This is a genomic window from Pseudomonas sp. BF-RE-21, from assembly GCF_019947305.1.
Classification (GTDB): domain Bacteria; phylum Pseudomonadota; class Gammaproteobacteria; order Pseudomonadales; family Pseudomonadaceae; genus Aquipseudomonas; species Aquipseudomonas migulae.
This window is the reverse complement of record NZ_JAGYGF010000036.1, coordinates 40,822-59,745: the sequence shown is the minus strand read 5'-3', so window position 1 is coordinate 59,745 and position 18,924 is coordinate 40,822. Positions and strand designations below refer to the sequence as shown.

21 protein-coding genes are annotated in these 18,924 nt (G+C 59.5%); 7 read left to right on the top strand and 14 right to left on the bottom strand.

The window, feature by feature from the left end; genetic code table 11:
• Positions 1 to 299: 299 nt before the first annotated feature.
• The 4 genes from KGB25_RS20895 to KGB25_RS20880 form a co-directional block, all read right to left on the bottom strand.
• Positions 300 to 524: a hypothetical protein gene (locus tag KGB25_RS20895; RefSeq protein ID WP_192229222.1), complete on the bottom strand. Its 225-nt coding sequence runs from the start codon at positions 522 to 524 to the stop codon at positions 300 to 302.
• 110 nt (positions 525 to 634) lie between these two features.
• A complete protein-coding gene (locus tag KGB25_RS20890; protein ID WP_223415804.1) occupies positions 635 to 1,369 on the bottom strand; it encodes a substrate-binding periplasmic protein in 735 nt (244 codons plus the stop codon).
• Positions 1,370 to 1,513: 144 nt separating this feature from the next.
• Complete coding sequence (locus tag KGB25_RS20885; protein WP_008043215.1) at positions 1,514 to 1,906, bottom strand: hypothetical protein; 393 nt, start codon at positions 1,904 to 1,906, stop codon at positions 1,514 to 1,516.
• A gap of 199 nt (positions 1,907 to 2,105) precedes the next feature.
• Positions 2,106 to 2,846, bottom strand: a complete 741-nt coding sequence (locus tag KGB25_RS20880) for a response regulator (protein ID WP_008033593.1) — start codon at positions 2,844 to 2,846, stop codon at positions 2,106 to 2,108.
• Positions 2,847 to 3,073: 227 nt separating this feature from the next.
• Here KGB25_RS20880 and KGB25_RS20875 point away from each other — a divergent pair, with 227 nt between their 5' ends.
• Together KGB25_RS20875 and KGB25_RS20870 are read left to right on the top strand one after the other, a co-directional pair.
• Positions 3,074 to 3,337: a DUF2790 domain-containing protein gene (locus tag KGB25_RS20875; protein WP_223436512.1), complete on the top strand. Its 264-nt coding sequence runs from the start codon at positions 3,074 to 3,076 to the stop codon at positions 3,335 to 3,337.
• Positions 3,338 to 3,453: 116 nt separating this feature from the next.
• Positions 3,454 to 4,518, top strand: coding sequence for an alpha/beta fold hydrolase (locus KGB25_RS20870; RefSeq protein ID WP_223436510.1), 1,065 nt, complete (start codon positions 3,454 to 3,456; stop codon positions 4,516 to 4,518).
• Between the two features lie 931 nt (positions 4,519 to 5,449).
• Here the strand turns inward: KGB25_RS20870 and ppnN are convergent.
• Entirely contained in the window at positions 5,450 to 6,823 is a 1,374-nt protein-coding gene (ppnN, locus tag KGB25_RS20865; protein WP_008034560.1) for a nucleotide 5'-monophosphate nucleosidase PpnN, read from the bottom strand.
• A 213-nt stretch (positions 6,824 to 7,036) separates the two neighbouring features.
• On the opposite strand from ppnN, the gene KGB25_RS20860 reads away from it, so the two are divergent.
• Together KGB25_RS20860 and KGB25_RS20855 are read left to right on the top strand one after the other, a co-directional pair.
• The gene (locus KGB25_RS20860; RefSeq protein ID WP_223436509.1) at positions 7,037 to 7,564 is read left to right on the top strand and encodes a DUF3087 domain-containing protein; all 528 of its coding nucleotides are present in this window, start codon (positions 7,037 to 7,039) and stop codon (positions 7,562 to 7,564) included.
• Between the two features lie 78 nt (positions 7,565 to 7,642).
• Positions 7,643 to 9,220, top strand: coding sequence for a sensor domain-containing diguanylate cyclase (locus tag KGB25_RS20855; protein WP_223436507.1), 1,578 nt, complete (start codon positions 7,643 to 7,645; stop codon positions 9,218 to 9,220).
• Between the two features lie 2 nt (positions 9,221 to 9,222).
• Here KGB25_RS20855 and KGB25_RS20850 read toward each other — a convergent pair whose 3' ends face one another.
• The 3 genes from KGB25_RS20850 to dapA all read right to left on the bottom strand — a co-directional run bounded on the left by KGB25_RS20850 (position 9,223) and on the right by dapA (position 12,157).
• Positions 9,223 to 10,140 (bottom strand): LysR family transcriptional regulator, encoded by a 918-nt coding sequence (locus KGB25_RS20850; RefSeq protein WP_223436505.1) that lies wholly within the window; start codon positions 10,138 to 10,140, stop codon positions 9,223 to 9,225.
• 678 nt (positions 10,141 to 10,818) lie between these two features.
• A complete protein-coding gene (locus KGB25_RS20845; protein ID WP_223436503.1) occupies positions 10,819 to 11,220 on the bottom strand; it encodes a DUF2784 domain-containing protein in 402 nt (133 codons plus the stop codon).
• Positions 11,221 to 11,284: 64 nt separating this feature from the next.
• Positions 11,285 to 12,157, bottom strand: coding sequence for a 4-hydroxy-tetrahydrodipicolinate synthase (gene dapA / locus KGB25_RS20840; RefSeq protein WP_223436502.1), 873 nt, complete (start codon positions 12,155 to 12,157; stop codon positions 11,285 to 11,287).
• A 379-nt stretch (positions 12,158 to 12,536) separates the two neighbouring features.
• On the opposite strand from dapA, the gene KGB25_RS20835 reads away from it, so the two are divergent.
• The 3 genes from KGB25_RS20835 (at position 12,537) to KGB25_RS20825 (ending at position 13,761) form a co-directional block, all read left to right on the top strand.
• The gene (locus KGB25_RS20835) at positions 12,537 to 13,235 is read left to right on the top strand and encodes an AzlC family ABC transporter permease (RefSeq protein ID WP_032828797.1); all 699 of its coding nucleotides are present in this window, start codon (positions 12,537 to 12,539) and stop codon (positions 13,233 to 13,235) included.
• A complete protein-coding gene (locus KGB25_RS20830) occupies positions 13,235 to 13,546 on the top strand; it encodes an AzlD domain-containing protein (RefSeq protein ID WP_167362959.1) in 312 nt (103 codons plus the stop codon). The genes KGB25_RS20835 and KGB25_RS20830 overlap by 1 nt, the downstream gene beginning before the upstream one ends.
• A gap of 65 nt (positions 13,547 to 13,611) precedes the next feature.
• On the top strand, positions 13,612 to 13,761 hold the full coding sequence (locus KGB25_RS20825; RefSeq protein WP_223436500.1) for a hypothetical protein: 150 nt from the start codon (positions 13,612 to 13,614) through the stop codon (positions 13,759 to 13,761).
• 70 nt (positions 13,762 to 13,831) lie between these two features.
• On the opposite strand, the gene KGB25_RS20820 is transcribed toward KGB25_RS20825, so the two are convergent.
• From KGB25_RS20820 to KGB25_RS20795, 6 genes are all read right to left on the bottom strand, one after another.
• On the bottom strand, positions 13,832 to 14,059 hold the full coding sequence (locus KGB25_RS20820; RefSeq protein WP_223436498.1) for a DUF6555 family protein: 228 nt from the start codon (positions 14,057 to 14,059) through the stop codon (positions 13,832 to 13,834).
• A gap of 191 nt (positions 14,060 to 14,250) precedes the next feature.
• Positions 14,251 to 14,523, bottom strand: coding sequence for a hypothetical protein (locus KGB25_RS20815; RefSeq protein WP_008043235.1), 273 nt, complete (start codon positions 14,521 to 14,523; stop codon positions 14,251 to 14,253).
• Between the two features lie 273 nt (positions 14,524 to 14,796).
• Complete coding sequence (locus KGB25_RS20810; RefSeq protein ID WP_223436496.1) at positions 14,797 to 15,477, bottom strand: SOS response-associated peptidase; 681 nt, start codon at positions 15,475 to 15,477, stop codon at positions 14,797 to 14,799.
• A gap of 666 nt (positions 15,478 to 16,143) precedes the next feature.
• On the bottom strand, positions 16,144 to 16,857 hold the full coding sequence (locus KGB25_RS20805; protein ID WP_223436494.1) for an ABC transporter ATP-binding protein: 714 nt from the start codon (positions 16,855 to 16,857) through the stop codon (positions 16,144 to 16,146).
• A 3-nt stretch (positions 16,858 to 16,860) separates the two neighbouring features.
• Positions 16,861 to 17,703, bottom strand: coding sequence for an ABC transporter permease (locus tag KGB25_RS20800; protein ID WP_223436492.1), 843 nt, complete (start codon positions 17,701 to 17,703; stop codon positions 16,861 to 16,863).
• A gap of 64 nt (positions 17,704 to 17,767) precedes the next feature.
• Positions 17,768 to 18,754 carry an aliphatic sulfonate ABC transporter substrate-binding protein gene (locus KGB25_RS20795; RefSeq protein WP_223436490.1) on the bottom strand — a complete coding sequence of 329 codons (987 nt, stop codon included), beginning with the start codon at positions 18,752 to 18,754 and terminating at the stop codon, positions 17,768 to 17,770.
• Between the last annotated feature and the right edge of the window lie 170 nt (positions 18,755 to 18,924).

Here is an 18,924-nt window from a genome sequence, read left to right as displayed (position 1 = left end):
AGGTTCTGCGTAGTGGGCAACCCGGCATGGATGCCGGGTTAGCCGCCCCCGGCCAGGGATGGCCGATGGCGGCGGGCCCACGGAGCAGGACCGGAGCGAGGGCATGCCGAGCCACAGCGAGGCACCGAACGAAAGGGGCAAGAGCCCTTGGTTACTTGGGGCTCTTCCAAGTGACTCGCCGTAAGGGCGAAACCAATACCAGCCATCACAAAAAAAACGGATATGCCCCCAAACAAAGAAACCCCGAAAAGACCAAATCCTCCCGGGGTTTCCTATTCAAAGCCGCACAAACCAGCCAATCAATAACGCTGATACTTGGACCCAAACTCAGGACGGTTTTCAGCGACATACAACGTACTCGCCTGAGTGTCTTTACGATCAACACCAACCGTATTCACATTCAACGTAGCCGGCTGACTGACCTTCGCCGCCGCCACCACCGGCAAAGAAGCGTGAGGCGCCGCGATGGCCGATGTAGCACCAAGAACCGAAAGGACGAAACCAAGACCGATAATGCTTTTCATGATGTTGCTCCAGAACTGTGGGAAGAAGATGGGCCCACAGTAGTCCTGGAGCATCACGATGAAAAAACACCCTCACGCATAGTCTTTATCGAGAACGTTGATCCACGCCGTCAGCGTGGTGTACGGTCTGCCAGCCAGCGCTGCTTGAGCTGTTCCAGGCGCCCGTCCTGGCGCATCGTGTCCAGCGCCTGTTGCCAGCGCGCAATCTGACGCGGGTCGGTCAACGGCGAAAAAGCGATATACGTGGCTTCCTTCATCAGCGGTATCTGGTAGTGCAACTGCTCGGGTGGCACTCCTTCTTCACGGGCCATGGTGGCGACGGAAAGGGTGTCGGCCACCACAAACTCCGCTCGACCCAGGCGGGCCAGACGCATCATTTGTTCGGGGGTTTCCACGCCGTACAGATTGTTCACATCCTGCTTCTGCAAGTAGCTGTAGACCAGCCATTTTCGCGGAACGGCAATGCGGCCCTGATGACCGGCCTCCAGCAGACTGCGCACCGGCTGCCGGGTGCTTTCAGTGGAATACAGAGCGGTTTCCACCTCCATCAGCGGACCGACCCACTGATACTGGCCATCACGTTCGGCAGTGCGCAACACGGTGAACACCCCCGTGGCGGGCTCGGTGCTGGCCACGTGCAAGGCGCGCAGTAGCGGGACTTGCTGAAAGTGCACCTGGTCGCCAGCCATGTCGGCCAGTGCCTGCACCACATCCACGCCAAACCCCACCAGCTGATTACCCTGCTGGAAATGCAGGGGCGGGTGGTTGTCAGTCAGCATGTTCAGGTCTGCCGCGACCGCAGTGAACGTCAAAAGAGACAGCAGGCAAACGGCGATGCGCTTCATGAATCGTCCTTGATCGAATGTGGCGCAAAGCTTAGTACGAGCGTGCAGTCACTGTCCCGCGCAATTGAGCGGGCTTTTGCGTCAGACCTGAGGATTTATGGGTATCACTCCCACAGGGGATCTTTGTTGCGATGTAGATCGCGATCAATACCGCTGATATTTCGAACCGAACTCTGCGCGGTTTTCCGCCACGATCACACCGCCGCGTACGGCGTTGTCCGGGCTGATCAGGGCGACACGCTCACGCAGCTCTTGCAGGCGATCGGCACCCCCTTCAGCAACACGTTCACGCAGCTCTTGCAAACGATCGGCGCCACCTTCGGCGACACGTTCACGCAGCTCTTGCAAACGATCGGCACCGCCTTCTGCCACGCGGTTCTGTTGCAGTCGGTCCGAGCCACCTTCCACCAGCAGTTGCTGGATCTGACCGTGGGACACCGCGCTCACGGTGCTGGCCGACGCCAGATTTGACAGGCCGAGACCACCGACCAGTGCCAGACCGAGTGCCAGGGAAGAAACTTTCGAGAAATTGATCATGGTGATTCTCCGTGCGTTTAGTTTGAGTGGGTCGGTAGCTGCTGCTATCCGGTGATCACAGTTAAACGCCCGGGTGTATCGGTGATGTGTGCTCGAACCCGGCGAAATCGCTGTCTGCGTATCTGCAGCGGGTTCTTATACAGACTGATACAAAACCCTTCGGATGTGAAGGGCGGTCGTGTTCAGCGCCAGGCACGCTTCATGATTCTGCGCCGAGCATTTCCACCGGGTAGGAGAACACATAGCCTTCGCTGCGCACGGTCTTGATGTAGGTCGACTCGCGTGAGTCATCCATCAAGCGTTGGCGCAAACGGCTCACCAGCAAATCGATTGAACGATCGAACAGGTCGGCATCGCGTCCCTGGGTCAGGTTGAGCAACTGGTCGCGGCTGAGTACCCGTTGCGGGTGATCGAGGAATACGCGCAACAAGCGGTACTCGGCACCACTGAGGGCGACCATCGTGTTGTCTTCGTCGAGTAGATGGCGGGCAGTCGTGTCGAGGCGCCAGCGGCCGAAACCCAACAGTCGGCCACTTTCGGTGATCAGCAGGTTGGGCGGCAGCATTCGCGTACGGCGCAATACGGCGTTGATCCGTGCCAGCAACTCGCGGGCGGCGAAGGGTTTGGTCAGGTAGTCGTCGGCGCCCATTTCCAGGCCGAGGATGCGATCGGTTTCGTCGTTGCGTGCGGTGAGCATCAGGATCGGCGTCGCTTTATGTTTACCCGAGCGCAACTCGCGGCACAGCACCAGGCCGTCATCGCCGGGCATCATGATGTCCAGCACGATCAGGTCCACCTGATTGGCTTCCAGAAAACTGCGCATCTGCCGGCCGTCGGCAACCACCGTGGTGCGCAGGCCGTTCTTCTTCAGGTAATTGCCGACCAGCTCGCGAATTTCCCGGTCGTCGTCGACGATCAGGATGTGGTTTACATGTTCCATTGCTCAACCCTCTTGTTATTCGCACGTTGCGCATTCTAGGCAGCCACGGTGCACCTGCCCACAGGCTTTGTATCACAGTGTATCCGCTGCCCTGTTTGACACCTTACGCCTCAATTCCGCGGGTTCTAAGACACATGGCAGATACCTCGGGTCGATTAAATGGGCTCCATCGAGACAACACGGTTTGCCTCGCAACCATTGCCCATTGCAACCCTGAGGAATTCACCATGAACTGGAACAAACTGATTGCCGCCAGCTTCTTCGCAGTCCTGAACGTTGCCGCATTTTCGGCCCATGCCGATGTTCAAGCGCCGGCGCAAACCACTGCGTACGGCACGCACCTGGATATCAAAAAGGTTGTTTCCATCGTCGACAACGGCGGCGGCACCTGCGGCATTGTCGATGCCCGCCTGACCTACCTCGATTCCAATGGCGCACAGAAAGTCGCCGGGTACAGCAAATTCGCAGACTGCGCGAATCAGGGCGGCTGATCTTTCCACTACGCTCATCGCAGTCGATGTCGAGCAACGCACCGTTTGCTCAGCGCCCCGCGATGGCTGATTCATGTCGTCCAAACACCCGATCAATGACTTGCAGGGATATCACCATGAAGATCAATGTGTTGAGCAGTACTTCCGCCTCGCGTCGTCGCCGTTTCCTTGGCCCCTCGGTCCTCGCGTTCGCGCTGATGCAGCTCGGTGCTCTCGGGGCTGCCAGTGCGCAAGCCGCGACTGCCGAGCCCGTGGTGGCGAGTGCAGCGACCCTCAAGGCGGACACGTTCGGCCCGCTCAAGCATGTCAATGCCGGGTTACTGAGTGTGGCGTACGCCGAAGTCGGCCCCGCCGATGGGCCGGTGGTGATTCTTCTGCACGGCTGGCCGTACGACATTCACAGCTACAGCGAAGTGGCGCCGTTGTTGGCAGCCAAGGGTTACCGGGTGTTGATCCCGTACGCACGGGGCTACGGTGACACGCATTTCCTGTCCGAAAAGACTGTTCGCAACGGCCAGCCTGCGGCGTTGGCCAGTGATGTCATCGACTTCATGGATGCACTGAAGATCAAGAAAGCGGTGCTGGGTGGCTACGACTGGGGCGCGCGCTCGGCGGACATCGTGGCCGCACTTTGGCCGGAGCGGGTCGAGGCGCTGGTCGCCGTCAGCGGCTATCTGATCGGCAATCAGGCTGCGGGCAAGAACCCGTTGCCGCCCAAAGCCGAGTTGCAATGGTGGTACCAGTTCTATTTCGCAACCGAGCGCGGCCAGGCTGGCTACGAAAAGAATCGTCACGACTTCGCCAAGTTGATCTGGGAGCTGGCATCGCCAAAATGGCGCTTCGGCGACGCAACGTTCGACCGCAGCGCGGCGGCCCTGGACAACCCGGATCACGTCGCTATCACGATTTTCAACTATCGCTGGCGGTTGGGCATGGTGCAGGGCGAACCCCAGTATGAAGCGCTGGAACAGCAACTGGCCAAGGCCCCGGTGATTACGGTGCCGACCATCACCATGGAAGGCGATGCCAACGGCGCGCCGCATCCGGCCGCCGAGGATTACGCCAAGCGTTTTACCGGCAAATACGAATACCGCCTCATCAGCGGCGGCATCGGCCACAACTTGCCGCAGGAAGATCCGCAGGCCTTTGCCAAGGCTGTGATCGACGCGGATAACCTGTAGTTTGATGCGCTGCGCAAGGCTTTAGGGCCCCATCGCCAGCAAGCCGGCTCCTACGGGAATCGTGGGTGTCGGTAGTTTTTCACACGAAACCAAACTGTAGGAGCCGGCTTGCCGGCGATGGCGCCCGGATGAGCGATGCACGGCTCGAGGGCCTCATCGCCAGCAAGCTGGCTCCTACAGGAATCGTGGGTGTCGGTAGATTTTCATACGACACCAAACTGTAGGAGCCGGCTTGCCGGCGATGGCGGCCGGATGAACGATGCACGGTTCGAGGGCCTCATCGCCAGCAAGCCGGCTCCTACGGGAATTGTGGGTGTCGGTAGTTTTTCACACGACACCAAACTGTAGGAGCCGGCTTGCCGGCGATGGCGCCCGGATGAGCGATGCACGGCTCGAGGGCCTGATCGCCAGCAAGCTGGCTCCTACGGGAATCGTGGGTGTTGGTAGATTTTCATACGACACCAAACTGTAGGAGCCGGCTTGCCGGCGATGGCGGCCGGATGAACGATGCACGGTTCGAGGGCCTCATCGCCAGCAAGCTGGCTCCTACAGGAATCGTGGATGCCCGTAGCCTTTCACACGACACCAAACTGTAGGAGCCGGCTTGCCGGCGATGGCGGCCGAATGAACGATGCACGGTTCGAGGGCCTCATCGCCAGCAAGCCGGCTCCTACAGGAATCGTGGGTGTCGGTAGTCTTTCACAGGACGCCAAACTGTAGGAGCCGGCTTGCCGGCGATGGCGCCCGGATGAGCGATGCACGGCTCGAGGGCCTGATCGCCAGCAAGCTGGCTCCTACAGGAGTTGTGGGTGTCGGTAGTTTTTCACACGACGCGGAACTGTAGGAGCCGGCTTGCCGGCGATGGTGGCCGGATGAACGATGCACGGTTCGAGGGCCTCATCGCCAGCAAGCTGGCTCCTACAGGGTTTGGTTATGCAACCACGCGATAACACGGCACATATGCCGCGCCGCCCGGCAGTTTCATCCGGTGCTGGGCCACGAACGCCTTGAGCAACTGATCCAGCGGCTGCATCACCGCCGCATCGCCACGGATCTGGTACGGCCCGTGTTCTTCGATCAGGCGGATCCCCTTGTCCTTGACGTTGCCGGCGACGATGCCGGAGAACGCGCGACGCAGGTTGGCGGCCAGTTCGTGGGCCGGCAGGCTGCGGCTCAGTTTCAGGTTGGCCATGTTTTCGTGGGTCGGGTCGAACGGGCGCTGGAAGCCCTCGTCGATCTTCAGCAGCCAGTTGAAATGGAACGCGTCGTTGCGCTCGCGGCGGAACTGTTTCACCGCTTTGAGGCCAGCAGTCATCTGCCGCGCGACTTCAGCCGGGTCGTCGATGATGATCTCGTAATGCTGCTTCGCCGCGTCACCCAGGGTGGCGCCGACGAACGCGTCCAGTTGTTCCAGATACGGCGCCGCGTGTTTCGGCCCGGTGAGGATGACCGGGAAGGGCAGGCCCTTGTTGTCCGGGTGCATCAGGATGCCGAGCAGGTACAGGAACTCTTCAGCCGTGCCCGCGCCGCCGGGGAAAATGATGATGCCATGGCCGACACGCACGAACGCTTCCAGGCGTTTCTCGATGTCCGGCAGAATCACCAGCTCATTGACGATCGGGTTCGGCGCTTCGGCAGCGATGATGCCGGGTTCGGTCAAACCGAGGTAACGGCCACCGTGAATGCGTTGTTTGGCATGGGCGATGGTCGCGCCTTTCATCGGGCCTTTCATTACGCCGGGGCCGCAACCGGTGCAGATGTCGAGGCTGCGCAGGCCCAGTTCGTGGCCGACTTTCTTGGTGTATTTGTATTCTTCGGTGTTGATCGAGTGGCCACCCCAGCACACTACGATCTTGGGCTCGACGCCGGGGCGCAGGGTGCGGGCGTTGCGCAGCAGGTGGAACACATAGTCGCTGATGCCCTGGGAATTGCTCAGGTCGATGCGCTGGCTGTCGAGTTCGTTTTCGGTGTAGACGATGTCGCGCAGGGCGCTGAACAGCATTTCCCGGGTACTGGCGATCATTTCGCCATCGACGAATGCGTCGGCCGGGGCGTTCAGCAGCTCCAGGCGTACACCGCGGTCCTGCTGGTGAATACGGATTTCGAAGTCCTTGTAGGCTTCGAGAATGGTCTTGGCGTTATCGACATGGGCGCCGGTATTCAGAATGGCCAGGGCGCACTGGCGGAAGAGGGTATAGGTGCTGCCGGATCCGGCTTCGCTCAGTTGCTGTACTTCACGTTGAGAGAGGGTTTCCAGGCTACCTTTGGGGCTGACCGAAGCGTTGATTACTTGTCGTTGGGACATTCAATGATCCTTAAAACGATGTCACCCGTCGAGGACGCATGACATCCGAATAGTATGTATCCACGAAAGAAGATGGCACGAACTGCGCAGTATCGCCATGTTCCCCTTTGACGATGAAAAGATGAAAAGGAGCCCCAGCATAGCTAAATCCCTCGCAGAGGCGATAATGCCCCGCAGTCTTTTTGCTCACGCCGCCTGAGGAATCCCGTCGCGATGTTTGAAATCCAGCCGCAGAACCCAGAAATCTATCGAAGCCAGACGCGCCGCAGCACGATCATCATCGCCCTGGTTTTCCTCGCCCTGGCGATGGTTTTGTCCACCGCGGCGGTGGCGATGTTCGGCGAACCGGGGGGCGACAATCTACGCTTCAACGTGGGCGGCGTGTTTGTCGCGGTGCTGTTGATGGCGGCGCTGATGCGCGGCAAATTCTGGACCCAGGAGTGGATGGCGCCGGCGGTCTACGGCTGGCAGCTCAAACGCAGCCTGATGAGCATCACCAACGTCATGCACCAGGTGACGGCGGCGGTGGACGCGGGTGATCCGAGTGCCATGAAGCTGCTGCGTTTTTATCACCTGGGGCTGAGCCAGATGCACCAACTGGACGCTAACTCCAGTGATCACAGCCAATTGATACGTGAAATGGATCTGCACAAGGCACGAATGGAAGCGCTGGGCATCGAGACCGAACAGACGCAATTGAACCCCGCGTGGCTTGAGGCCGTGAAACAGACGCCACGCTAACCGGTACAGGACCAAGGCACATTGATAATAAAAAGGCGAACGGGATCAGTCGCCATTCATCAGGATTCAGGGAGCGTCATGGGTAACCCGTCTGTCAAAGACCGAATTGAACAATTGCGCCACAGCGTGCCTTTGGTCACCGAACAGGCCGGTGCCAGGATCAAGGTACGCTCCGCGGTGGTACTGCTTGTTGCAGTATGCCTGTCCATGATTGTCATCGTGATCTGGGAAGCGTGGAGTTCGCGCCAGTATCATCTGCATGACAAGGAAGTGGCGATGTCCAACCTTGCGCAGACCCTGGCCTCGCAAGCGCAGGCGACGATCAAGCAGGCCGATACGCTGCTGTTTACGCTGGTGGAACGCCTCGAAAACGACGGCTTCGACCCGGCCGGGCTGCCACATCTGGAGCGCTTGCTCAGCGCCCAGCGCAGTGAGTTGAGTCAGTTGCATGGCCTGTTCGTCTATGACGAAACGGGGCGCTGGATTGCCAACTCCAACGGCGCCGCCCTGACCGATGCCAACAATGCCGACCGTGAATATTTCATCTTCCATCGCAATCATCCCGACCGTGGGCCTCATATCGGCCCGTCGATCAAAAGCCGCTCCAGCGGCGAATGGATCATGACGGTGTCGCGCCGGATCAATCATGCCGATGGGAGTTTTGCCGGTGTGGCGCTGGCGACGATTTATCTCAATCATTTCCTGTTCCTGTACGACAGCATCGACATGGGCCGCAACGGCGTAATCAACCTGATCGCCGACGATGCCACCATCATCGTTCGCCGGCCGTTCAACGAAGCGGATATCGGCACCAGCCTCGCCAACAGCCCGCTGTTCAAGCAGTTGTTGCCCTCGGGGAGTTCAGGGACGGCAACATTCAAATCCATGGTGGATGGCGTTGTGCGGGTGGTGGGGTTTCGCCGGGTCGAGGGGTATCCGCTGGTTGTTTTCGCCGCGCTCGACAAGGAGGAAGTCCTGGCTGGCTGGCGTGAGGAATCCATGCTCAGTGCTGGCATCGTTACGCTTTTGCTGGGTTTTGTCGGTGTACTGGGTTTTCGCCTGATCAATCTGATGAAGCAGCAGAACCGCATTCAGAACCAACTGCTGGACGCTCAGGACAAACTGCTCGAGGTCAATCGCGGCCTGGAATTGCTGGCCCTGGAAGACGCGCTGACGGGGCTGTCCAACCGGCGTCAGTTCGACCTGTTCATCCACTCGGAAATGGGCCGCGCCCGGCGCAGCCTGAACGGCCTCGCGCTGCTGATGATCGATGTCGATCACTTCAAACTGTTCAACGACCACTACGGTCATGTGGCCGGCGACGAATGTTTGCGCAACATCAGCGCGATCATCACCGACAACATCAAGCGGCCCGGGGATCTGGCGGCGCGCTACGGCGGTGAAGAGTTTGCGGCGGTGCTGCCGGGGACTGACTATGTGGGGGCGTTTCTGGTGGCGGAAAAAATCCGTCGTGCGGTGTTGCAGGCCGGTATTCCCCACCGTGAAGGCGCAGAAGGCATGGTGACGGTCAGTATCGGCGTCGCCGCTTACGATCCTGCCTCACAGGCCCAGCCGAACGACCTGGTGGGCGCTGCGGACAAGGCGCTTTACGTGGCCAAGGCCAGCGGCAGGAACATGAGCGTTATTGCCAACTGACTTCAAACAAACCCACCGCTGCCCTGAACCAGTTGGGTCGCCAGGTACGATTGCTTGAGTTTTTCCAGCCACCAACCCAGGGCGCGACCGTCATGGTCGCCACGCCAGCCGGCATACAGAATGTTCGGCTCGCGCGGGTCGGCCATCTGTTTTTCGACCAGCGTGCCGTTTTTCAGTAGCGAGCCGACCCGATGTTTGGGCAGCCACCCCACGCCCAGGCCGTCGCACTGGGCGAGGATTTTGGCGCGCATGGTCGGCACGGCGAGCACGGGTTGTCCGCCGGAGACACCATAAGTGCTGCCTTCGGTGACTTTGGACGAGTCGGCTACGACAATCGCCCGGTGTTGCGTCACCGTTGCCCGTGAGATCGGTTCCTTGGCCTTGGCCAGCGGGTGCTTCGGTGAGACCGCAAACACCCATTCCATTTCCCCCAACTGCATCCAGCGCAAGGAAGGGATGGCCGGCGGTTCGTTGGTGGCGCCGATGATCAGGTCCGCCCGGCCTTCGCGCAGGGCTTCCCAGACACCTTTGAGCACTTCCTGGGTGATGCGCAACGGTACGCCGGATTCCAGTGCATCGAACTCGTGAATCACCGGGATCAGGGTTTCGAACTCCAGCAGTTCGTCGGTGACGATCCACAGCCGACTCTCCCAGCCATTGGCCACTTGCTGCACCCGTTGGGTCAGGCGCGAGACGTCCTGCATCAGCCGCGCCGCCTCGTTCACCAGCAATTCCCCGGCCGGGGTGAGCTGCAAGCGGTAACGGCGGCGATCGAAGAGCAAGGCGTCGAAACGCTCTTCCAGTTGCCGCGCCGCATAGGACACGGTCGATGGCGCCTTGCCCAGGTGCACCGCCGCGCGCGACAGGCTACCGGTTTCCCGAATGGCCTCCAGCAACGCCAGGTCTTCAATCGACAACATGTTATGAATCCTCGAACGAACGGCCTGGAAATGAATGTCTGGAGCAACGAAAACAAAATCGCGGCCACCTGAAATGTATAGGCCAACCCCAACCCCTGTAGGAGCTGGCTTGCCAGCGATGAGGCCCTCGAACACTACGTTGAATTTGAGGCCGCCATCGCCAGCAAGCCGGCTCCTACAAAATCGCGGGCTGTCTGAAATTTATTGGCCAACCCAACCCCTGTAGGAGCGAGGCTTGCCCGCGAAGAGGCCCTCGAACGCTGCGTTGAATTTGAAGCCGCCATCGCCAGCAAGCCGGCTCCTACAAAATCGCGGGCTGTTTGAAATTTATCGGCCAATCCCACCCCCTGTAGGAGCTGGCTTGCCAGCGATGGGACCCTTGAACGCTACGTTGGATTTGAGGCCGCCATCGCCAGCAAGCCGGCTCCTACAAAATCGCGGGCTGTCTGAAATTTATCGGCCAATCCACCCCCTGTAGGAGCGAGGCTTGCCCGCGAAGGGGCCCTTGAACGCTACGTTGGATTTGAGGCCGCCATCGCCGGCAAGCCGGCTCCTACAAAATCGCGGACTGTCTGAAATTTATCGGCCAACCCAACCCCTGTAGGAGCTGGCTTGCCAGCGATGAGGCCCTCGAACACTACGTTGAATTTGAGGCCGCCATCGCCGGCAAGCCGGCTCCTACAGGGATCGTGTGGTATTTGAAAGGGTGGACGTCCGGCGTGACTTTCGCTGCCTGAACACCCGAACGTAGACCAACACGTTGATCACCAGCACCACGCCGCCGAGTCCCAGCTGGATACTCGGGGTCAGCCCGACCGGGTAAATCACCGGCCACACATAATGCTCGATGAAACCACCACCATAGCCGGTCTGCCCGGCCGCGCTACGCATGAGGTTTTCCCACTGTGTCAGCGGGCAGGCCAGGTGGAACACTTCGACCGCAACCCCCCATGTTGCGGCCGGCAGGTGCCACCAGGCCAGGTGGCGCCATTTCAGCACCAGCAGCCCGCCGAACAGCACGAACAGAATGAACAACAGGTGAAACAGCACCAGCCCATCGGCGGCGATCCGGTAAAGCATGGCGACTCCCTCACGCGTGATGCGAATCACTCCATGGTACTCGGGCGGGGCGTCGGCGCTCTATCTATTGTTTGCTGCCCAACCCAGCGAGCACGGCCTTCAGACGCAGCACCATGGCCTCACTGCTGCGTTGCATCGGCGCGCGCAGTTCGTCGTCGATCAAGCCTTCAAGGGCCAGTGCGGTTTTCACCGGGGCAGGATTGGGTTCAATGAACAGGCTTTGAATCAGCGGCAGCAACCGGAAAAACGTCGCCCGTCCTTCCGCCAACCGCTGGTCGCGGATCTGTTGATACAGCGTCACGAACAACTCCGGATGCACATGCGCCGAGGCGGCAATCGCCCCTTTGGCGCCGAGGCACAGGGCGCTGAACATCTGGTTGTCTTCGCCGCACAACACGTCGACCTTGCCGCTGGTCAGCAGCGCCAGGGTGTTGGCCTGATTGCCGCCGCAATCCTTGATCGCGACGATTCGCTCATGGGCCACAATGTTGAGCAACGTTGCCTGTTCGAAGGCGATGCCGGTGCGATACGGGATGTCGTACAGAATGATCGGCACACTCGACGCATCGGCAACCGTTTTGAAAAACGCTTCAAGGCCCGCCTGGGACGGGCGAATGTAGTACGGCGGCGGCACCAGCAACCCGGCCAGTGGCCGCTTGAGGATTTCGCTCTGCAATTGCAGCAGTTCGGTCAGGTTGTTGCCGGCCAACCCCATGACCACCTGATCCGCAGGCACCCATTCAAGCACGGCATCCAGCACCGCCAGTTGTTCATGTTTGCTCAGCGCCGCCGCTTCAGCGGTAGTGCCGCAGACCACCAGGCCATCGACGCCTTTGGCCAGCAAATGGCTGACGAGCCGGCGCAACCCGACGAAATCGATCGCACCGTGTTGAAACGGCGTAACGAGCGGAACCCAGATACCTTGAAACGATGACATGCACTTACTCCTGAAAGTTGACCGATTTCGTCACCGTCAGAAGCGTAGAAGGAAGTAAGCAGGGGGAGGGTGCCCGTCGCGCTCAATGTCCTGTCAGCTCATCTGACGGGACAGCGCGCCCCGGTCACATGAGCGACTGTTTCTTCGATTTGAGGGCGTGCGCAACGCAACCTTGCGCCTTGGCAATCAAGCCAATGGCGTCAATGTTGAGGTTGAAGGTTGCGGACATGTTTGCTTACACCCTGAATGAGGCGCTCAGTTTTAAGAGTCGGCGGGAATTTTGTCAATCACCAAAATCGGCACAAGTGCGCAAGATTGTTCAAGCCATCGGGCGCGACTGCTGGCACAGTCAGGCGTCTTTTCCTGTTTGTAGAGCGTTATGACTCACTCACTCATGCCGCGCAGCGCCTTTCTTCGCGGCGCTGCGGCGATCATGCCATTGTCCCTGGCGACCGCGCCGTGGGGATTGCTGGCCGGCTCCATGGCCATCGAAGCCAACCTCACGCCGCTGCAAGGCCAGGGGTTGTCGAGCATCGTGTTTGCCGGGGCGGCGCAATTGGTGGCCATTGGCATGCTCAAGGGTGGTGCCGGAATCTTTTCGATTCTGCTGACCACGTTATTGCTGACGTCGCAGCATTTGCTCTACGGCATGAGCATGCGCTCGGTGATTTCGCCGCTGCCCGGTCGCTGGCGTGCCGGGCTGGGCTTTTTGCTCACCGATGAGCTGTTCGCCTTGACCAGCCAGCATGACAAACAGCAATTCAACCGCTGGTATGCCCTGGGCGTCGGCCTGACGTTTTACATCGCCTGGAACCTCTTCACGCTGGCCGGCATCGTGCTGGGCAGCAGCATTCCCGGTTTGGAACATCTGGGCCTGGACTTCTCCATCGCCGCGACCTTCATTGCCCTGATCACCCCGGTGGTGCGCAACGTACCGACCGTGGTCTGCGTGGCAGTTTCGCTGTTTTGCTCGGTGTTGTTCAGTTACTGGCAATGGGGCTCGGCGCTGGTGCTGTCGGGGTTGGCGGGCATGACGGCGGGCTTCATCTGCAACAAATTCTACGGTGGACGCACATGATGGTCTGGGCGGTGATTGTCGGTATGGGGATTCTGGTGTTCCTCAACCGTTATGTATTTCTCGAGCCACGGCTGCCGCTACGCCTGAGCAGCAATGCCCGGCAATTCCTCGGCTTTGCGGTGCCGGGCATGTTGACCGCCATCTGCGGCCCGATTGTGTTCATGCCGGATAAACAGCTGAACCTGCAATGGGACAACCCGTACCTGATCAGTTCGCTGGTGGCGGTGGGGCTGGTGCTGTACACCCGCAACACCTTGCTCAGCATGTTGTTGAGCATGGGGTTCTTCTTTTTGCTGCGCTGGTGGCTCTGAGCCGGGAGCGCGAAACTGTTCTACGCTTAAAGTTGATGACTGATCCCTTAGGGAGAGAGGTGAGCATGGCAACTGAACAAAAGCGTCCTGATCCGGAAGATGAAGACATGGATGAACCGACGGAAGAAGAGATCGAGCGGCAGAAACGTTCGACGCCTGACTGGAAGCATCCCGACGACGGGAAGGAACTGTCAGAACTTGATAAAAAGTTTTAGCAGGCACCCTGACCGATCTGCGCATACAACAAAGCCCCGCCAATGCGCGGGGCTTTTTTTTGCCGGTCAATCAGATCGACACGTTCCAGCGAATCTGGGTAATGCCCAATTGTCGGGCTTTGATGCGTGCCGCTTCGAGGGTGGCGTGCTCGGCGATCTTGCGGCCGGATTCAGGGTAAGCATGCGCAGACGCCGAATGAATCGCTTCGACATCGGAAAAATGCACAGCCATCTTGAAAAAGTGCTGTCGCACACCGTCGAATAAGTAATGCACGGCATAGGGAATGAGTTCACTCATCTATCTCTCGTGGAGCCAGCCAGGTCAGTGGCTTAGTCGTCGAATAAAAATTCAGAGAGATCTGCGGTGAAAGTGTGATGCAGAAATAGGACTGCTGAAAAAGGAGGAGGCTCAGTGAGCCTCTACCGTTCAGAGTGCGGCGACGACGGGTTCGTTCAGTTCTTTTGCCAAACGTAGGCCTGCGCGTCGTTTCAAGCGTCGTCGAGTTGCAATTCGTCGGGATGTGAGGCCCGATAGCCCAGGGTCTTGTCGATCCATGCGTTCACTTCGTTGACCATGACCGGCGGCTTGCCGGGATAGTGTATGAGCGTTGAACGCAAGGTGCCGTCAATCCCCGGAACCGATAGCAGGTTACGGGTCTTTATGTATTGCTCGATGAAACAGTCCAGCCGATAGTGCTCTGTCGTCGAAAGATAAACGCACTCCAGACCAACGACTTGATTGATTGCAAAATCGTCGCGCATTTAATTCTCTGCAAGGCTTGTTGTAGTTGGGATTTCCTTAGTTGTTGACTTATTGGTCAACCAGGCGATGCCAGTGGAAATGCGGCGCGCATGCTATCCGTAGTTATTCTAAATGTATGTATGACGATCAAATTGTCGGACAAGCGGTTGACGCAGCAAAGCGCCCTCTATCAGTAAGTGTTACTTGGGTGAAACAGTCTGTGTAACGTTTAAGTTATTGGTCTGCATAACTAACAGTTATTGGCTGCCGTCAGGCTGTTGGTATTGATAAATTCATGCACTCTCGTCAATCAGCGACGCGTCTTGATTCCTCACGTTGCCTACAGCCTTGCCAACCTTGTACCACTCGAAAACTTCGCTGCCTTCGCCTTGAAACAAGGCCATCTGTTCGGCGCGTTCCGGGGGCGTGGCGGGATCGAGCCATTCCCGTGCCAGTTCCGGCGACAACACCACCGGCCGCCGGTCGTGAATGTCGAGCATGCCACCGGCGCTGTCCGCGGTAATGATCACGAAACCGTTGTCGTCTCTCGGTTCCTCGCCATCTGTGGGAAACCGGCCAATCGCGGCACAGAAAATCGGATCGCGGTCCTGCCGCCGGATGAGCCATGGCTGTCTCGTTGAGTCCGGCGTATCGACCCATTCGAACCAGTTGTCGATCGGCACAATCGCGCGGTGCGGCCAGATTGCGCGAAAGAACGGACCGTGGGCGACTTTCTCCACCCGTGCATTGATCGGCGCCGCACGATCCTTCGCCCAATGCGGCCGCCATCCCCAGCGCACCTTGTCGGCCTGGAGCCCATTGCTTTGCCGATGAAACAACGCGAGTTGATTCGTCGGTGCGGCGTTGTACCTGGCCAGCGGTTCATCGCCGACATGGTTGATCAGCGCGTCGGGAATACTCAGCACCGCCACGAAGTCATGAATGCCCCGGTATTGCGAGAGTCTTCCGCACATCGAAAGAAACCTCCGACTGGAACCTTCAGCTTAGACGCTTCACCTGTAGGAGCCCGGCTTGCCGGCGATGGCGATCTTACGGACGCCTTCGCCGGCAAGCCTGGCTCCTACGGATCGGGGGATGTTCGGGATTGGGAATTCACGCGAACCCTGTAGGAGCCGGCTTGCTGGCGATGGCGATCTTACGGACGCCTTCGCCGGCAAGCCTGGCTCCTACGGATCGTCAGGATGTTCGGGATTGGGGATTCACGCGAACCCTGTAGGAGCCGGCTTGCTGGCGATGGCGATCTTACGGACGCCTTCGCCAGCAAGCCGGGCTCCTACGGATCGGGGGATGTTCGGGATTGGGAATTCACGCGAACCCTGTAGGAGCCGGCTTGCCGGCGATTGCGATCTTACGGACGCCTTAGCCGGCAAGCCTGGCTCCTACGGATCACCAGGATGTTCGGGATTGGGGATTCACGCGAACCCTGTAGGAGCCGGCTTGCTGGCGATGGCGATCTTACGGACGCCTTCGCCGGCAAGCCTGGCTCCTACGGATCGTCAGGATGTTCGGGAGTGGGGATTCACGCGAACCCTGTAGGAGCCGGCTTGCTGGCGATGGCGATCTTACGGACGCCTTCGCCGGCAAGCCGGGCTCCTACGGATCGGGGAACGCTGGGCGATTCAAATGACGTGCGCCCGTTGCAGTTCGGTCAACGACAGGGCCTTCAATTGCGCCAGCAGAGGATCGCGCCGATCACGCGGATGGGGCAGTTGCACCGCCAGTTCCTGGCGAATGCTGCTGGGGCGATTGTCCATGACCAGGACGCGGTCGCTGAGGTACAGCGCTTCATCGACATCGTGGGTCACCAGCAGCAGGGCGATGGCGTGACGCTCGGCCAGTTGCAGCAACAGATCTTGCAGTTTCATCCGGGTGAAGGCGTCCACCGCGCTGAACGGTTCGTCGAGCAACAGCACATCGGGCCGTGAGTAGAGGCCGCGAGCAATGGCGACCCGCTGCGCCATACCGCCGGAAAGCGCCTTGGGTAACGCTTGAGCGAACCCGCTGAGACCCACTTCATCGATCAGTTGTGCGACCCAGGCCTTGTCATATCGGTTGTCGGCGCTGAAGCCGATGTTTTGCTCGACCGTCAGCCAGGGCATCAATCGAGGTTCCTGAAACACGAACGCAACCTCACCGGCGCTGCGATTCAGTTCACCCTGAAAGTCCTTTTCCAGACCGGCAACGATCCGCAACAACGTGCTTTTTCCGCACCCGCTGGGGCCCAGCAGGCTGACGGTTTCCCGGGGCTGCAATTGCAGGTGGATATCCCTGAGCACCGTGGTGGTGGCGAAAGTTTTGCGCTGGACGCGAATGTCCAGCAGGTAATCGGTCATGGCTCAATCCTCTGTGCTTTGGCCGTTGAACGTGTCGCGCCACGCCAGGAAGCGTTTCTCCAGACCAGCGAGGATTCCATCGCTGAGTTTGCCCAGCAGCGCCAGCACAATGATTGCCGCGAGCACGATGTCCGGGCGGGAGGTCTCGCGACCGTCACTGAGCAGATAACCCAACCCTTTGGTCGCGGCGATCAGTTCGGCGGCCACCAGAAACATCCACGCCAGGCTCATGCCGCTGCGCAACCCGGTAAACAGGCCGGGTAGGGCGGCGGGTAGCAGAATCCGCCGGACCAGCCGTGTGCGACCGAAGCCATACATCTGCCCGACTTCCACCAGTTTGCGGTCGATGTCGCGAATCGCCGCGACGCCGTTGAGGTACACCGGGAAGAACGCGCCGATGGCAATCAGGACGATTTTCGAGGTTTCGTCGATGCCCAGCCACAGCAACAACAGGGGCACCCAGGCCAGGCTCGGAATCGAACGCAGGCCGGCGAAGGTCGGCTCAAGCCAGGCTTCGGCTTCGCGGCTCAAACCGACCCAGGCGGCAAACACCAGTGCCAGACCGGCGCCGATGGCGAAACCGAGCAACACGCGCAACAGGCTGGTGCTGATGTGTTTCCACAGCGCGCCTTCGGCGAGGTCTCTCAAGGTCAGGGCGATTTCGCTGGGCGCCGGCATTTGGTAGGACGGCAACCAGCCGATGCGTACGACAAATTCCAGCACCAGGAGGATCAGCACCGGCAACGCCAGACCCTTGAGACGCAAACGCCAGGCATTGTTCAGGGAAAGAGCGGCACGACGTGGCGTCGGCTGTTCGAGGGGCAGGTCTTTGCTTTTGCTGGTCATGAGATTCTCCGGTCACGACGAATCCGCGACTGGCGCGGATTCGTTGTGCCCCGTTGGCGGTGATTTACTGACGGGCCACGGTTTCCTTGAAGCCGGTGTCGATCAACTGATCGATGACCTGATCGACATTCACCCCACGACGCACCAGTTCTTCGGACACCAGAATCGGCGCGGCGGCCTTGGAGGCGATCACATCCCTGGCGGTCAGTTGCGGGCTGCTCAGGTCAGTGCGGGACAGTTGCAGCCTGGCCACTTCCAGCGGCAGACCGGATTCGGTAGCGAGCAGTTTCGCCAGTTCGTCAGGGTTTTTTACCGCCCAGTCGCGGGCCTTTTCGTACGCCTTCAGTACGGTTTCGATGGTCTGCGGGTGCTCTTTCGCATAAGTGTCAGTAACGCTGACTACGCCATAACTGTTGAAGTTGGTGTTGCGATACAACAGGCGCGAACCGGCCTGGACCTGGCTCGCGGCCATGTGCGGATCGAGGCCGGCCCAGGCGTCGACGTCGCCCTTTTCCAGGGCCGTGCGGCCATCCGGGTGCTGCAAGTGCACCAGTTCCACATCGTCCTTGCTCAGACCGGCCTGTTGCAGGCTGCGCAGGGTGAACAGGTACGGGTCGGTGCCTTTGGTGGCGGCGATCTTCTTGCCTTTCAGGTCGGCGACGGTCTGGTAGGGCGAATCCTTGCGCACCACCAATGCGGTCCATTCGGCGCGGCTGTAGACGTAAACCGATTTGATCGGGCTGCCATTGGCGCGACTGAGCACGGCGGCGAGGCTGGCGGAGGAGGCGAAATCAACGCCGCCGCTGTTGAGGTACTCCAGCGAGCGGTTGCTGCCCTGACTCAGCACCCAACTGACTTTGGTCTGCGGCAGGGCTTTTTCCAGAAATCCAAAGTGTTTAAGCACCAAACTCACTGGCGAGTAGTAGGCGTAATCCAGATGCACTTCGGCCGGCGGTGTTTCAGCGGCCTGCGCGACGGGTTGCAGGCTCAAGGCCAGGGCGCAGGCGCTGAGCAGATACCTGACTTTGGGAAAGCGGAAGGTGGACTTCATGGGATCGGCTCCGGACAAGGCGTTGGGTTTCTTATGTCGAAAAATTCATTTTTTATAAATGCTTCCTGTGTAAAAGGAATATTGCAGGCTCTGTGCCATGTCTTGGATATCAGGCGTTTTCAAGGCGTTGAGGCGAGGAATGAAGCAGAAGGGTGTTGCAGGGAAAACAG